This window comes from Brevundimonas sp., assembly GCF_041648055.1.
GTDB lineage: Bacteria > Pseudomonadota > Alphaproteobacteria > Caulobacterales > Caulobacteraceae > Brevundimonas.
This window is the reverse complement of sequence record NZ_JBAZPS010000009.1, coordinates 79179-94214: the sequence shown is the minus strand read 5'-3', so window position 1 is coordinate 94214 and position 15036 is coordinate 79179. Positions and strand designations below refer to the sequence as shown.

14 protein-coding genes are annotated in these 15036 nt (G+C 66.5%); 8 read left to right on the top strand and 6 right to left on the bottom strand.

What is annotated here, in order from left to right:
- Positions 1-7: 7 nt before the first annotated feature.
- A complete protein-coding gene (gene guaB / locus WC585_RS14380) occupies positions 8-1468 on the bottom strand; it encodes an IMP dehydrogenase (protein ID WP_373258602.1) in 1461 nt (486 codons plus the stop codon).
- Positions 1469-1599: 131 nt separating this feature from the next.
- Here guaB and WC585_RS14375 point away from each other — a divergent pair, with 131 nt between their 5' ends.
- Entirely contained in the window at positions 1600-2169 is a 570-nt protein-coding gene (locus WC585_RS14375; protein ID WP_373258601.1) for a DUF2061 domain-containing protein, read from the top strand.
- Positions 2170-2172: 3 nt separating this feature from the next.
- On the opposite strand, the gene WC585_RS14370 is transcribed toward WC585_RS14375, so the two are convergent.
- Positions 2173-2892 carry an RlmE family RNA methyltransferase gene (locus WC585_RS14370; protein WP_292175764.1) on the bottom strand — a complete coding sequence of 240 codons (720 nt, stop codon included), beginning with the start codon at positions 2890-2892 and terminating at the stop codon, positions 2173-2175.
- A gap of 70 nt (positions 2893-2962) precedes the next feature.
- On the opposite strand from WC585_RS14370, the gene WC585_RS14365 reads away from it, so the two are divergent.
- Together WC585_RS14365 and WC585_RS14360 are read left to right on the top strand one after the other, a co-directional pair.
- A complete protein-coding gene (locus WC585_RS14365; protein ID WP_292175762.1) occupies positions 2963-3427 on the top strand; it encodes a peptidylprolyl isomerase in 465 nt (154 codons plus the stop codon).
- Between the two features lie 146 nt (positions 3428-3573).
- Entirely contained in the window at positions 3574-4008 is a 435-nt protein-coding gene (locus tag WC585_RS14360) for a phosphohydrolase (RefSeq protein ID WP_373258600.1), read from the top strand.
- Here the strand turns inward: WC585_RS14360 and rnd are convergent, their stop codons facing one another.
- Positions 4009-5157, bottom strand: a complete 1149-nt coding sequence (rnd, locus tag WC585_RS14355; RefSeq protein ID WP_373258599.1) for a ribonuclease D — start codon at positions 5155-5157, stop codon at positions 4009-4011.
- Between the two features lie 81 nt (positions 5158-5238).
- On the opposite strand from rnd, the gene purM reads away from it, so the two are divergent.
- The 3 genes from purM (at position 5239) to purN (ending at position 8308) form a co-directional block, all read left to right on the top strand.
- Positions 5239-6276, top strand: coding sequence for a phosphoribosylformylglycinamidine cyclo-ligase (purM, locus tag WC585_RS14350; RefSeq protein ID WP_373258598.1), 1038 nt, complete (start codon positions 5239-5241; stop codon positions 6274-6276).
- A gap of 62 nt (positions 6277-6338) precedes the next feature.
- Positions 6339-7712: a M20/M25/M40 family metallo-hydrolase gene (locus WC585_RS14345; protein WP_373258597.1), complete on the top strand. Its 1374-nt coding sequence runs from the start codon at positions 6339-6341 to the stop codon at positions 7710-7712.
- On the top strand, positions 7712-8308 hold the full coding sequence (purN, locus tag WC585_RS14340; protein ID WP_373258596.1) for a phosphoribosylglycinamide formyltransferase: 597 nt from the start codon (positions 7712-7714) through the stop codon (positions 8306-8308). The genes WC585_RS14345 and purN overlap by 1 nt, the downstream gene beginning before the upstream one ends.
- On the opposite strand, the gene WC585_RS14335 is transcribed toward purN, so the two are convergent.
- Both WC585_RS14335 and ndk read right to left on the bottom strand, forming a co-directional pair.
- Positions 8305-9003: a YoaK family protein gene (locus WC585_RS14335; protein ID WP_373258595.1), complete on the bottom strand. Its 699-nt coding sequence runs from the start codon at positions 9001-9003 to the stop codon at positions 8305-8307. The genes purN and WC585_RS14335 overlap by 4 nt on opposite strands.
- Before the next feature lie 53 nt (positions 9004-9056).
- The gene (gene ndk, locus WC585_RS14330) at positions 9057-9476 is read right to left on the bottom strand and encodes a nucleoside-diphosphate kinase (protein WP_373258594.1); all 420 of its coding nucleotides are present in this window, start codon (positions 9474-9476) and stop codon (positions 9057-9059) included.
- Between the two features lie 138 nt (positions 9477-9614).
- Here ndk and WC585_RS14325 point away from each other — a divergent pair, with 138 nt between their 5' ends.
- Both WC585_RS14325 and mutL read left to right on the top strand, forming a co-directional pair.
- A complete protein-coding gene (locus tag WC585_RS14325) occupies positions 9615-11504 on the top strand; it encodes an ABC-F family ATP-binding cassette domain-containing protein (protein ID WP_373258593.1) in 1890 nt (629 codons plus the stop codon).
- 245 nt (positions 11505-11749) lie between these two features.
- Positions 11750-13600, top strand: a complete 1851-nt coding sequence (mutL, locus tag WC585_RS14320) for a DNA mismatch repair endonuclease MutL (protein ID WP_373258592.1) — start codon at positions 11750-11752, stop codon at positions 13598-13600.
- Between the two features lie 67 nt (positions 13601-13667).
- Here the strand turns inward: mutL and WC585_RS14315 are convergent, their stop codons facing one another.
- Positions 13668-15035: an ATP-binding protein gene (locus WC585_RS14315; RefSeq protein ID WP_373258591.1), complete on the bottom strand. Its 1368-nt coding sequence runs from the start codon at positions 15033-15035 to the stop codon at positions 13668-13670.
- Between the last annotated feature and the right edge of the window lies 1 nt (position 15036).

Below are 15036 nucleotides of genomic sequence, written 5' to 3'. Positions count from 1 at the left end.
CTGTCCCTCAGCCCTGCCGGTAGTTCGGCGCTTCGCGGGTGATCATCACATCGTGGACATGGCTTTCACGCAGACCCGCGCCGGTGATCCGCACGAAGCGGGCGCGTTCCTGAAGCTCGGGAATCGTCCCGGCACCGACGTAGCCCATGGCGGCGCGCAGGCCGCCGACCATCTGATGCAGCACGGGTGCGATCGGGCCCTTGTAGGGGGTCTGACCCTCAATGCCTTCGGGCACCAGCTTCTGGCTGTCTTCGACTTCCTTCTGGAAATAGCGGTCGGCCGAGCCGGCACCCATGGCCCCGACTGAGCCCATGCCGCGGTACGACTTGTAGGATCGGCCCTGGTACAGAAAGACCTCGCCGGGGCTCTCGTCCGTGCCGGCGAACATCGAGCCCATCATGGCCACGCTGGCGCCCGCCGCGATGGCCTTGGCCAGATCGCCCGAATATTTGATGCCGCCGTCGGCGATGACAGGAGCACCGGATGCCTTGGCGGCCCGCACCGCTTCCATGATGGCCGTCAGCTGCGGTACGCCGACGCCCGCGACGATGCGGGTGGTGCAGATGCTGCCCGGACCGATCCCGACCTTCACGGCGTCCGCGCCCGCGTCGATCAGGGCGCGGGCGGCGTCATAGGTGGCGACGTTACCGGCGATGATCTGGATGCGGTTGGATTCGCGCTTGATCCGCTCCACCACGCGGCTGACCTGGATCGAATGGCCGTGGGCGGTGTCGATGACGACGACGTCCACGCCCGCCTCGGCCAGGGCCATGGCCCGCTCATAGCCTGCATCGCCGACAGTCGAGGCGGCCCCGACCAGCAGCCGGCCCTGATCGTCCTTGGCCGCATGGGGATGAGCCTGGGCCTTCTCGATGTCCTTCATCGTGATCAGGCCGGTGGCACGATAGTCCTCGTCCACCACGATGACCCGCTCAATCTTGCGATCCCGCAGCAGGGCCCGCGCCTCATCGCGTCCGGCTCCCTCGCGCACGGTGACCAGATCGCCGGTGGTCATCAGCTCGATGGCCTTGCGGTTCGGATCGGTGTCGAACCGCATGTCACGGTTGGTCAGGATGCCGACAAGACGTCCTGTCCGGGGGTCGACCACCGGGAAACCCGAAATCTTCTTCTTGGCCACGATGGCGCGGATTTCGCCCAGCGTTGTCTGGGGCGTGATGGTCACGGGATTGATGACCATGCCGCTTTCATAGCGCTTCACCTCCCGCACCTGATCGGCCTGTTCCTCGACCGTCATGTTGCGGTGAAGAATGCCCAGACCGCCGGCCTGGGCCATGGCGATGGCCAGCCGGCTTTCGGTGACCGTGTCCATCGCCGACGAAGTCAGCGGGATGTTCAGACTGATGTCGCGGGTCAGCTTCGTCGAGACGTCCGCATCTGCGGGCATGATCTCTGACGGGCCGGGTTCCAGCAAAACATCGTCGAAGGTAAGCCCTTCGCGTATCTCCATGAGGAGTCTCCGTTTTGCGGGCCGCGTATAACGCCCGACAGGCAGGAACCGCAAGGCCTGCCGCGACCTATAGTGACGATAACGACAATTGGCTTGCGCCGCGTGGCCCCGCCCCCACATTCTGAGCACCTATGGTCCGCGCCATCCTCACCACCGCCCGTCGCCTTGCGCTGAAGATCGCCAGCTATGGCGTGATGCATCTGGTCGTCGCGATTCTGGTGGCGTTCGCGATCACGCGCGACTGGCGACTGGCCCTGGCGGTCGGGGTCATCGAGCCCTTCTTCCAGACTATCGCCTATTCCATCCACGACCGCGTCTGGCACCGGGTCGAGCGGCGCGGCATGCTGACCGGGGTCGAGGAGGCGTCCGAGGCCTTCACCGCCCGCCTGGGCATGATGACGCCGGAGGAACAGACCCGCGCGCATGGCCATGGCCACGGCTTCGGCTCCCATGCGGGCCACAGCCACGCCCTGCCCCGCTCGTTCAAGCAGATCGCGGCCAAGACGGTGACCTACGGCGTCATGCACTTTGCCGTCGCCGTCGCCGTCGCCTTCGCCCTGACCCGCAACTGGCAACTGGCCCTGGCCATCGGCACGATCGAGCCTCTGGTTCAGACTCTATTTTTCACCGTCCACGACCGGGTGTGGACGCGGATCGAGGCCAGGAAGGCCCGACGCGCGGCGGAACTGGCCGAGGTCTGAGACCTACTTCCGGTTCATCGCCACCAGGAACACTTCGGCACTGTCCTTCCGGCTCGACGACGGCTTGACGTATTTCACCGTCTCGAACTCGGCCCTCAGCCGCGCCAGAACGCCCCCCGCATCCCCGCCCTGGAAGTTCTTCGACACGAAATGCCCGCCCGGCTTCAGCGTGCGGATGGCAAAGTCGGCGGCGATCTCGATCAGGGCGATGATCTTCAGGTGGTCGGTCTGGCGGTGGCCGACGGTGTTGTGGGCCATGTCGGACAGGACCACATCGGGTCGCCCGCCCAGCAGATCGATCATCTGCTGATCCACCCCCGGATGGGTGAAATCAGCCTGGACCAGCTCGGCCCCGGGTATGGGCTCGATCATCAGCAGATCGACCCCGACCACCGACTTGGCCCCCTTCTTCAGCGCCACCTGCACCCAGCCGCCCGGCGCGGCCCCCAGGTCGATGACCCGGCTGCCCGTCTTGATCAGGTGAAACCGCTCGTCGATCTCCAGCAGTTTGAAGGCCGCACGGCTGCGCCAGCCCTCGGCCCGGGCGCGCTCGGACCATTTGTCGGACAGCTGGCGCTTGATCCATTGCTGGCTGGACATCGACTTGGTGTCCGCCGTCTTCATCTTGGTGCCCATGCCCCGGCCAGAGGCCGTGCCGCCCGACGGAGGGCGGACCATGCGGCGGCGCTCTGGCGCAGGAGGGGTCTTTTCGTCGTCACTCATCCTTCCCACATAGCCGGGACGGCCTTCACGGGCTATGACCCCCGCCAGATTCAACACATGGAGCGCGCCGATGGCCGACGAAACCCTGACTTTCAAACTCGACACCGGTGACGGCGAAGACCGCAACGTGGTGATCAAGCTGCGCCCCGACCTGGCCCCCGGCCACGTTGCGCGCATCACCGAACTGGCGCGTGAAGGCTTCTATGACGGCGTGGTCTTCCACCGCGTCATCGCCGGCTTCATGGCCCAGGGCGGCGATCCGACCGGCACGGGCACCTCTGGCTCCAAGAAGCCGAACCTGAAGCAGGAGTTCTCGAAACAGCGCCACGCTCGCGGCGTCTGCTCCATGGCCCGCACCAGCGATCCGAACAGCGCCAACAGCCAGTTCTTCATCTGCCTGGACGACGCCTCCTTCCTGGACGGTCAGTACACCGTCTGGGGCGAAGTGATCGAAGGCATGGACCACGTCGATGCCCTGCCCAAGGGCGAACCGCCCCGCAATCCAGGCAAGATCGTCACCGCCACGGTGGCCTGAAGACTATGATCTCCGGTGCGGTTCGCAACGAACTGATCGCGCGCTACGGCGAGCCGCACCGGCGCTATCATACGATGACCCATATCGAAGACTGTCTGGCTCAGGTTGCGGCGTCGACGGATTTTTCAGACGAACAACGCCGCCTCATGGAGGTCGCCATCTGGTTCCACGACGCGGTCTATGACGCGACACGCCATGACAACGAGGCCGAGAGCGCAAGGCTAGCTGTTGAGCGGCTGAGGGCTGAAGGCGCGAACCAGACTTTCATTGATGAAGTCAGCCGCCTGATTATGCTGACAGCCGGGCATTCCGTTGAGCCTGACGATGCCATCGGAGCCCGACTTGTCTCGATCGACCTGTCGATCCTCGGTGCTGAACCCGAGCGATATGACACCTACGCCGCGGCTATCCGACACGAGTACGGGCACGTGCCTGAGCCTTTATACCGAGCCGGACGCGCGGCGATCCTCAGTCGATTTCTGGAAAGTGAGCCGCTGTTCGCCGACCCGATCTTGGCCAGGCGATACGAGACACGGGCACGCGCCAATCTGGCACGCGAAATCACCAGTCTGACCGCCTGACTATTCGATCTCGACGACCTCAACCCTCGGCCCGTTAAGCACCAGGGCGATCTCGCCGCGCTTCAGCTTCAGCGCATCCTCGCCGAACAGCTGGCGACGCCAGCCCTTCAGAGCGTCCACGTCCGCTTGGTCGTCCAGGGCGATCTTTTCCAGATCCGCGACATTGGCCAGCAGCTTGGTCGCCACGCCGGCATTGTCGCTCTTGGCCTTCAGCAGCACCTTCAGCAGCTCGACCACCGAGGGCGGTGCGGGCTGGTTGTGGCCGGGACGCTCCAGCTTGGGCGCATGCGCCTCCGGATCGGCCAGCACCCGCTTGAGCTCGGCGCACAGCTCCAGACCCAGGCGCGACGCCCCGAACCCCTTGGGCACGGAACGCAGGCGGTTGAAGGCCTCCGGATCGGTCGGGCCCTGCGCCGCGATCTCGTCGATGGCTTCGTCCTTCAGGATACGGCCGCGCGGCTGGTCACGCTCCTGCGCGGCCCGCTCGCGCCAGACGGCGGTGGCGACGAAGGCGGCCAGGTATTTGGCCGAAAACTTCTTGGGCTTGAGCCGCTTCCAGGCCTTCTCGGGCGTGGTGTCGTACAGGTCCGGATCGGTCAGATCCTCCATCTCGGCCATGACCCAGTCGAGCCGCCCCTCCCGGACGAGCCGGTCGCGCAGCTTCGGATACAGCGCCGCCAGATGAGTCACGTCACCCAGGGCATAGGTCAGCTGGGCATCCGAAAGAGGACGCCGGGCCCAGTCCGTGAAGCGGCTGCCCTTGTCCACATCCTGTTTCAGCATCTGACGGACCAGCGCCTCATAGGAGACCTGATCGCCAAACCCTGCCGCCATGCCCGCCACCTGGGTGTCGAACATCGGCTTGGGCATGGCCCCCAGCTTGACGAAGATTTCCGTGTCCTGACGCGCGGCATGGAAGACCTTCAGGATGTTCGGATCGCGCAGCAGATCGAGGAACGGCTCCAGATCGATGCCCTCTGCCAGCGGGTCGATGATGGCGGCATCGGTACTGGACGCGGCCTGGATCAGGCACAGCTTGGGCCAATAGGTCGTTTCCCGCATGAACTCGGTATCGACCGTGATGAAGGGGGCTGTGGCCAGCTTCGCACAGAAGTCGCGCAAAGCCTCGGTGGTGGTGATTGGCGTCATTCCGATGCTATAGCCCCGCGCCATACGGTTGTGGCAAGAGCCGTGACACATTTCCGCCTCTCTGATTCAGGCCCGTGACCCATGAGCGACACCCCCGACCAGCTGAAAAACGGTCTGACCTATGCCGATGCGGGCGTGGATATCGATGCGGGCGAGCGACTGGTCGACGCGATCAAGCCCTTGGCCAAATCGACACGCAGGCCAGGCGCGGAAGCCTCCCTGGGCGGTTTCGGGGCTCTGTTCGACCTTAAGGCGGCGGGGTTCGAAGACCCGCTGATCGTCGCCACCACCGACGGCGTCGGCACCAAGCTGAAGATCGCCATCGAGACTGGCCGTCATGACGGCGTCGGCATCGACCTGGTCGCCATGTGCGTCAACGACCTGCTGGCCCAGGGGGCCGAGCCCCTGCTGTTCCTCGACTACTATGCGACGGGCCGGCTCGACATCGACGCCGCCCGCCGGGTCGTCACCGGGATCGCCGAAGGGTGCCGCCAGGCCGGATGCGCCCTCGTCGGCGGCGAGACGGCCGAAATGCCGGGCATGTATGCGGGCGGCGACTACGATTTGGCGGGCTTTTCGCTGGGAGCGGTCGAGCGCGGGCATGCCCTGCCTTGGCTGGATCGCCAGATGCCGGGCGACATCATCATCGGCCTGGCGTCATCGGGCCCGCATTCCAACGGCTATTCCCTGATCCGCAAGGTGGTCGAGAAGTCCGGCCTGTCGTGGGGCGATGACGCCCCCTTCGCCAAGGATCGCACCCTGGCCCAGGCCCTGATGGAGCCGACCCGCATCTATGTGAAGCCGGTCCTGCCGCTGATGAAGGCCGGTCTGATCAAGGGCGCGGCTCACATCACCGGCGGCGGCCTGATCGAAAACCCGCCCCGCTGCATCGCCGAGGGACTGGAGGCGTCGTTCGACTGGGACGCCTGGCCCATGCCGCAGGTCTTCCAGTGGATGGGCGAGGTCGGCGGCATCTCCGATCACGAGCTGCGCCGGACCTTCAACTGCGGCGTCGGCTTCATGCTGGTCGTCGCGCCCGAGAATGCCGAGCCGGTGCTGGAGGCCCTGCTGAACGCGGGCGAGGTCGCCTTCGTCTGCGGCCAGCTTCAGGCGGTCTGACAGGCGTTGACCGCTTGTCACGTGCACGGCAGGGTCTGCCTCCGCTTTCAGTGAGATCGCCTATGCGCACCTTGACCATCGGCCTGGCCCTGGCGGCCGTTTTCGCCGCCATTCCTGCTGCGGCGCAGACAGTCGATGAACAGACGCTGGTGAATCGCCTCGCCAGCCACGTCAGCACAGCCCGTTTGCGGGCCGATGTGGAATCGATGGTCGGTTTCGGGACGCGGCATACCCTGTCCGAGACTGAATCGGACACGCGCGGCGTGGGCGCGGCACGACGGTGGGTAGAGCGCGAGTTTCAGACCATCGGACGGGACTGTGGCGGCTGCCTTGAGGTCGTCATGCCCGGCGAAACGGTCACCGCCCAGCCGCGCATTCCTGTCCCGACCGAGGTGGTCAATGTCGTGGCGATCCAGCGCGGCACCACAGATCCTGACCGGGTCATCGTCATCACGGGCCATCTCGATTCGCGCGTCACAGACGTGATGAACGCGACCGACGATGCCCCCGGTGCCAATGACGACGCCTCAGGCGTGGCCGCCCTGATCGAGGCGGCCCGCATCCTGTCCAGGGAACGCTTCCCTGCTACCCTCGTCTATGCCGCCCTGACGGGCGAGGAGCAGGGGCTGCACGGTGCCCGCATCCTTGCCGAATACGCCAGGGCCAACGGCTGGCAGGTTATGGCCAATCTGAACAACGACATGGTCGGCAACATCGAGGGTCAGAGCGGGGTGATCGACAACACCCGCATCCGCGTCTTCGCCGAAGGCACACGCACGCTCGAGACCCAGGCCGAGGCAGACAGCCGCCGCTACAACGGCGGCGAGGTCGATTCGCCGTCCCGGAACCTGGCGCGTTTCATCGACGGCATCGCCGACCGTCATCTGACCAATCTGGATGTCGAAATGGTCTACCGCACCGACCGCTACGGCCGCGGTGGCGATCAGGTCGCCTTCCTGCGCCTCGGCTTTCCCGCCGTGCGCATCACGGAAGGGTCCGAGAACTATGATCGCCAGCATCAGGACCTGCGCACGGAAGAGGGCGTGGTCTATGGCGACACACTGGACGGCGTTGATTTCGATTATCTGGCCCAGGCCACGCGCCTGAATATCGCGACGATGGCGGTCATGGCGCGCGCTCCGGCACCCCCCACCAATGTCACCATCGCCGGTGCTGTCCTGCCGGACACAACCCTGCGCTGGGCCGCCGTGCCGGGTGCCGCCAGCTATCGGGTGTGGTGGAGATCGACGACATCGCCGCAATGGACCCACAGCCGGTCGGCCGGCAATGCGACGGAACTGACCCTGCCGGGCGTCGTCATCGACGATTTCTTCTTCGGCGTCTCGTCCGTGTCTCAGGATGGCTACGAAAGCCCGGTGGTCTTCCCCGGACCCGCCGGAGCCTTCGTCCCGGCACCGCCGCGCCCCGCCCGCTGATGCCCGACAGCCGTCCCGGCCGCGTCCGTGTCGCCGTCCTGATCTCGGGTGCCGGTTCCAACATGGCCGCACTGATCGATGCGGGTCAGAAGGCTGATGCGCCGTTCGAGGTCGTGCTGGTGGTCGCCAACCGACCCCACGCCGGAGGGCTGGCGGTCGCCCAGACCAAGGGCATAGCCGCCCACGCCGTCGATAATCAGCCTTTCGGACCGGACCGCGCGGCTCACGAGCGCGAAATCCGGACTCTTCTGGATCAGCATGCGATCCAGCTGGTCGCCCTGGCCGGTTACATGCGCGTCCTGACCCCCGGCTTCGTCCAGGCCTGGCGCGGCCGGATGATCAATATCCACCCCAGCCTGCTGCCGCTCTATCCCGGTCTGGACACCCACGCCCGCGCCATCGCAGCGGGAGACACCCTAGGCGGCTGCACCGTGCATCAGGTGACCGAAGGCGTCGATGAAGGCGAAATCCTGGGCCAGTCCGCGGTGCCCATCCTGCCGGACGACACTGCCGACAGCCTGGCCCAGCGCGTCCTGGAGGCGGAACATCGTCTCTATCCGCAGGTCCTGGCTGATTTCTGCCGAACGCTGGCCTAGTCGTCCTGACGAACAAGCGCCCGACGCTCATCGACAAGGCTTAGCAGAGCCAGTCCGGCCACGACGGCTGCTGCGAACCACAGAGCCGCGACGCCCAGCTTCAGAAACATCAGTGCGCCCAGCGCTCCGCCTGCCGCCAGCCCGATCCACAGCAGCAGGAACGGCACCCAGTCCCAGCGCGCGCCTCCATGCAGGGCCGTGGCGATCCTCTGGCCCACGCGCACCAGTGTGCCGGTCATATAGGTCAGGCCGACCCGCACATCCCCGCCCTTCTGGAACACCGTATTCTCCACCCCCATGGCCAGCACCACAGGGACCATGCCCAGCAGGGGCCGACCGGCCGACAACAGGGCGGCCCCAATCGCCAGCAGCAGGGCCTCCAGCCCCAGCACGACGGCCTTGCGCCCCTCCCCCGCCCGGCGTGCCGCCGTCGAGCCCAGCACCACCCCGACCACAAACAGGCCGATCAGTCCCAGTGCCGTCGCGGCCAGGTGCCACTCCCCGGTCGCCACCGCCACGCCGAACCGGGTGGAGTTGCCGCTCATGAAGGAGACGAAGAAGCCGCCCAGCGTCAGGAAACCGATCGCATCGACATAGCCAGCCAGCGCCGAAAGCCCGGCGGCCAGCGCGACATCCCGATGCCGATACTCCTTCATGGGCGTGGCCTTCCGCAGTACAGGGTCCAGATACGACAACGGCCGGATCGTTTCCGATCCGGCCGCAGCAGGTCCAGCGCTTTCGCGTTGGATCAGCCGACGATCTGGTCGTCGGTGAAGAACTGGGCGATTTCGATCTTGGCGTTCTCGGCCGAATCCGAACCGTGGACCGAGTTTTCACCGATCGACAGGGCGAACTGCTTGCGGATGGTGCCGTCGGCCGCGTCCTTGGGGTTGGTCGCGCCCATGACTTCGCGGTAGGCGGCGATGGCGTTGTCGCCTTCCAGCACCTGAACCACGACCGGCTCGGCGGTCATCTGCTCGACCAGCTCGCCATAGAAGGGGCGCTCGGCGTGGACTTCGTAGAATTTCTTGGCCTGGGCCTCGGTCAGGTGCACGCGGCGCTGGGCGACGATGCGCAGGCCTGCGGCTTCGATCACGGCATTGACGGCGCCGGTCAGGTTGCGGCGCGTGGCATCGGGCTTGATGATCGAGAAGGTGCGTTCGGTCATGAGAAGTGACTTCTTGTTTGGGAGATTGAAGGTGGGGGCTTATAGACGCGCCCTCAGTCATTTCCAAGGCGTCCCTAACGCTCTCGGCGCGGCCCCTCGCTGCATGAGGGACGGACCCGATTCAAGCGCTCCTTATCCATGCTCCAGATCACCGACCTGACCTTCAACGCCTGGGGCCGCAAATTCCTCGAGGACGCGTCCGTCTCCCTGCCCCCCGGCTCCAAGGTCGGCCTTGTGGGCCGCAATGGCATCGGCAAGTCCACCCTGTTCAAGCTGATCCTGGGCGAACTGGCTGCGGGCGGTGACGAGATCAGCCTGCCCAAGACCGCCCGCATCGGCTCGGTGGATCAGGAACACCCCGCCACCCCCGTCAGCGTGCTCGAGACCATCCTCGAGGCCGACGAGGAGCGCCACACCCTGCTGGGCCGGCTCGAGACCGCCGAACCCGAGGAGATGGGCGAGATCTGGACCCGGCTGATCGAGATCGACGCCGACGCCGCCCCCGCCCGCGCCGCCGAAATCCTCGTCGGCCTCGGCTTCGACCAGGACAACCAGCAGCGGCCGATGTCCGAGTTCTCGGGCGGCTGGCGCATGCGCGTCGCCCTCGCCGCCGCCCTGTTCGCCGAGCCGGACATGCTGCTGCTCGACGAACCGACCAACTACCTCGACCTCGAGGGCGCCCTGTGGCTGGAGGCGCGCCTCAAGAAATACCCGCACACCGCCCTGATCATCTCCCACGACCGCGAGATGCTGAACGAGGTCTGCACCCACATCCTGCACCTCGCCAACCACACCCTGACGCTCTACACCGGCAACTACGACCAGTTCGAACAGGCCCGCGCCGAAAAGGCCCGGCTGCAGATGTCGGCCAAGGCCAAGCAGGACGCCGAACGCGCCCACCTCCAGGCCTTCGTCGACCGCTTCAAGGCCAAGGCCTCCAAGGCCGCCCAGGCCCAGTCGCGCATGAAGCGCCTGGCCAAGATGCAGCCCGTCGCCACCACCATCGAGGAGCGCGTCGCCCCCTTCATCCTGCCGTCCCCGCCGCGCCCCCTCGCCCCGCCGCTGATCCGGCTGGAGCGCGCCAATGTCGGCTATGAGACCGGCAAGCCGATCCTGCGCAATCTGAACCTGCGTATGGATCTGGACGACCGCATCGGCCTGCTGGGCGTCAATGGCGCGGGCAAGTCGACCTTCGCCAAGATGATCGCCGGGGCGCTGAACGTCTCCGAAGGCGAACTGCACCGCGACCGCAAGATGAGGGTCGGCTGGTTCCACCAGCACCAGATCGAGGCCATGGATCCGACCGACACGCCGCTGGAGATCGTCCGCCGGTCCATGCCGGACGCCTCCGAAAGCGCCCGTCGCTCCAAGCTGGCGCAGTGGGGGCTGGGCTATGAGAAGCAGGAAACCACCGTCGCCAGCCTGTCCGGCGGCGAGCGCGCCCGCCTGCTGCTCAATCAGGTGGCGATGGATGCGCCCCACGTCCTGATCCTCGACGAACCGACCAACCACCTGGATATCGACAGCCGCCGGGCCCTGCTCGACGCCCTGAACGAGTATTCGGGCGCGGTCATCCTGATCACCCACGACCGGTCGCTGATGGAGATGGTCGCCGACCGCCTGTGGCTGGCCGCCGACGGCACGGTGAAGCCCTATGAGGGCGACATGGACGATTATGCCAAGTTCGTCCTCGACCGCGCGAAACAGGCTGCGGTCAAGCCGACCCAGATCAAGGACGAGACGACTGCCACAGCCGCGCCTGCCTCGAACAACAAGGGCAAGAAGAACGACAAGAAATCAGGGCCTTCACCCTCGACTCTGCGTCACGGCGTGAAGAAGGCCGAGGAGCGGATGACGCAGCTGACCGCCGAGATCGCCCGCATCGACGACGACATGGCCAATGCCTCGGTCAACAATCCCAAGGCCTTGGAAGGCCTGACCCGCGCCCGCGCCAAGACCCAGGCCGACCTCGACGCCGCCGAAGCCGCATGGATGGCGGCGGAAGAAGCCCTGGCCGAGGTGAGCTGAACTCGCCCTCACCTCCCCATCGCCCCTTCAAGGCGATGGGGAGGAAAGGTCGCGCGCTGGCGCGACCAGGTGGGGGCGGCACCAGCCGTGGCCGGTCGATCTCCGATCACATCCGCCGGCGTCGCCCTCACCTGATCGTCGCTGATGCGCCGATCTGTCCTCTCCATTCGCTTGAAGGGCGAATGGAGAGGTGAAACCGCCGCCCCTACTTTCATCCGGCGGAAACCGGCATACTTCCCGACTCAATGCCCATCCGTCGCCTCCCCCCCGAAACCGTCAACCGCATCGCCGCCGGCGAGGTGGTCGAACGCCCGGCCAGCGCCATCAAGGAGCTGGTCGAGAATGCGCTCGACGCGGGCGCGACGCGGGTCGAGATTCAGGCTGACGGCGGGGGCCTGAGCCGCATCCTGATCGCCGACGACGGCCACGGCATGGCGGCGGATCAGCTGGCCCTGGCCATTGAGCGGCATGCCACCTCCAAGCTGGAGCCCGACGATGCGGGCGATGTCGACCTGCTGCGCATCTCCACGCTCGGTTTTCGCGGCGAGGCCCTGCCCTCCATCGGCTCGGTCGCGCGCCTGACGATCACCAGCCGGCCCAAATCCGGTGGCGACGCCCACAGCATCACCGTCGACGGCGGCGATCAGAAGCCCGTCAGCCCCGCCGCCTTCCCCGGCCCGCACGGCGCGCGGGTCGAGGTCCGCGACCTGTTCTACGCCACCCCCGCCCGGCTGAAGTTCATGAAGTCCGAGCGGTCCGAGGCCATGGCCATTTCGGAAGAGATCAAGCGCCAGGCCATGGCCCATGAAGCCGTCGCCTTCACCCTCGACCTGGACGGTCGCACCACCCTGCGCCTGCCCGCCGAGCATCCGGGGGATCAGGGGCGGCTGAAGCGCCTCGCCGCCCTGCTGGGCCGGGACTTCGAGGCCAACGCCCTGCTGATCGATCAGGAGCGGGACGGCGTGCGCCTGTCCGGCTATGCGGGCCTGCCCACCTATTCGCGGGGCAATGCGGCGCATCAGTATCTGTTCGTCAACGGCCGCCCCGTGCGCGACCGCCTGCTGCAGGGGGCCCTGCGCGGGGCCTATGCGGACTTCCTGGCCCGCGACAGACACCCGGCCGCCGTCCTGTTTCTCGACATCGACCCGCTCTATGTCGATGTGAACGTCCACCCAGCCAAGGCCGAGGTCAGGTTCCGCGACCCGGCCCTGGTGCGCGGTCTGATCGTCGGCGGCCTGCGCCACGCCCTCGCCGCCGCCGGCCACCGCGCCTCCACGACGGTGGCGGACAGTGTGCTGGCGGGGTTCCAGGCCCATGCCGGAGCTCCTGCCTACAGCCCGTCGCAACCCTCCGCCGCCGGCTGGTCCGGCTGGCAGGGCTGGGCCGCCCCCGCCACCCAGACGGCCCAGGTTCTGCCGGGCCTGAACGAGCGCTCGGCGCGGGTCGAAGGCTGGGACCAGCCTCACGGCACCTCAATAGACCCTAGCCCCTATCCGCTAGAACCCAATCCCGTCGACTTCCCCCTCGGCGCCGCCCGGGCCCAGCTGCACGGCACCTATATCGTGGCCCAGACCCGCGACGGCCTGGTCGTGGTGGACCAGCACGCGGCGCACGAGCGGCTGGTCTATGAGCGGATGAAGGTCCAGATGGCCCGGGGTTCCGTCACCCGCCAGGCCCTGCTGACGCCCGAGGTGGTCGAGCTGGACCCGTCAGAGGCCATGCGCGTGGTCGCCCGTGCCGAGGAACTGGCCGAGCTGGGCCTGATCGTCGAGGCCTTCGGCGGCGGGGCCGTCCTGGTGCGCGAAACCCCCGCCTTGCTGGGCGACACGGACGTCCAGGGTCTGATCCGCGACATCGCCGACGACCTCAGCGAACACGGCACCGCCCTCGCTTTGACCGAGCGCCTGGGCGAGGTCTGCGGCACCATGGCCTGCCACGGCTCCGTCCGCGCCGGCCGCGTGCTGAGTGCCCCGGAAATGAACGCCCTGCTCCGCGAAATGGAAGCCACCCCGCACAGCGGCCAATGCAACCACGGTCGGCCGACCTATGTGGAGCTGAAGCTGGCGGATCTGGAGCGGCTGTTTGGGCGGCGGTGAGTGTCCCCGCTGGCTTCCACTTTGGAACAGAACCGGTCATCTGTCAGCCTGAGCCGGGCACCCTATCCTATTCGGTGAGCGCGCTTGGGAAGCAGGTTCTGGCGCACAGGCCGCCTTCGGGCCTATTGAACAGGGTGATCTCAGCGCCGTGCGAATGGGCGATGGCGCGGGCAATTCCGAGCCCCAGACCCGAGCCGCCTGTGGCGCGATTTCGCGATCCCTCTCCGCGCACGAACGGATCAAAGATGGTCTCCAGAAGGTGAGGCGGGACGCCTGGACCGTCATCGATGATGTCGACGAAAAGCCCGTCACTGCTGCTCCCGGTGCGGATCAGGACGAGACCGGAACCATATCTACGTGCGTTCTCGAATAGATTCTCGAACAGGCGCGTCAGTGCCAGTCGGTTGCCGGCGATCGTGAACCTATCGGCGTTCCGGTCGATCTGAAGGGAAACCGCATAGGGGGCGGCGTTTGCCAGACCGGTCACCAGATCGTTCGGCGCGATCATTTCATGACCGCTGACAGGATGTTCCGCACGGGCGTAGGCCATCATGTCCACCAGAAGATGCTCCATCTGGGCGATGTCGGGTTCGATCAGATCTGCTGTGATGTTTTCGTTCGCGTCCATGCGCAGACGGATCTTCGTCAGGCCGGTGCGGATGTCGTGGGCAATCGCCACCATGATCTGTTCGCGCTCGCGGACCAGGCCTGCGAGCCGAGCGCGCATACGGTTCAACGCCATGGACAGACGCCGCAGTTCGCGGGGGCCGACCTCGGCCACGGGGATCGCCGTCTCGGCCAGGCCCACGATCTCGGCGTCCCGTTCGAGCGTCCGGATCGGCCGCATGATCACCCAGTAGATCGCCAGGCTGAGCAACAGGGTGACGACGGCGACCCCTCCGAACAGGAAGGCGAGCGAATACGGGCCCTCCGTGTAAAAGATCGAAGGTGCGAGCCAGACGCTGAGGACGCGGCCGTCCGACAGCCGGACGGCGATCTGCACGACACTGGCCGCGAAATAGGGGCGCAGGCCCTCGCTCCTCAAAACCTGCCGCAGCTCGATCAGTCCCAGCTTGCGAAACCAAATATCGCGGCCGTCCAATCGCCCCCCGACACTCGCGCCATCGTCCGTCAGCAACGGTCGCCGGGCATCATCCCCTTCCATCCCTGCTGGAAATCCCGGCGTGATCCGCGCCACCCGCGATCGGCTGGCATAGGTGGAAAGCAGAGCGCTCTCGGCTTCGGGTGGGGAGGTTTCGAGCAACCAGACCAGCTGTGCGATGCCACGCCCGCTCTCGGCAATGACCCGGTCGGACACCCGATCGGACAGCGGGGTCTGCATGACAAAGGCCAGGGCGGCGAACGCCACTAGCAACAGACCCAAGGTCAGGCCGACGATGCGCGCCAAGATCGAGTTGAGGGCGCTGCGGACCAAT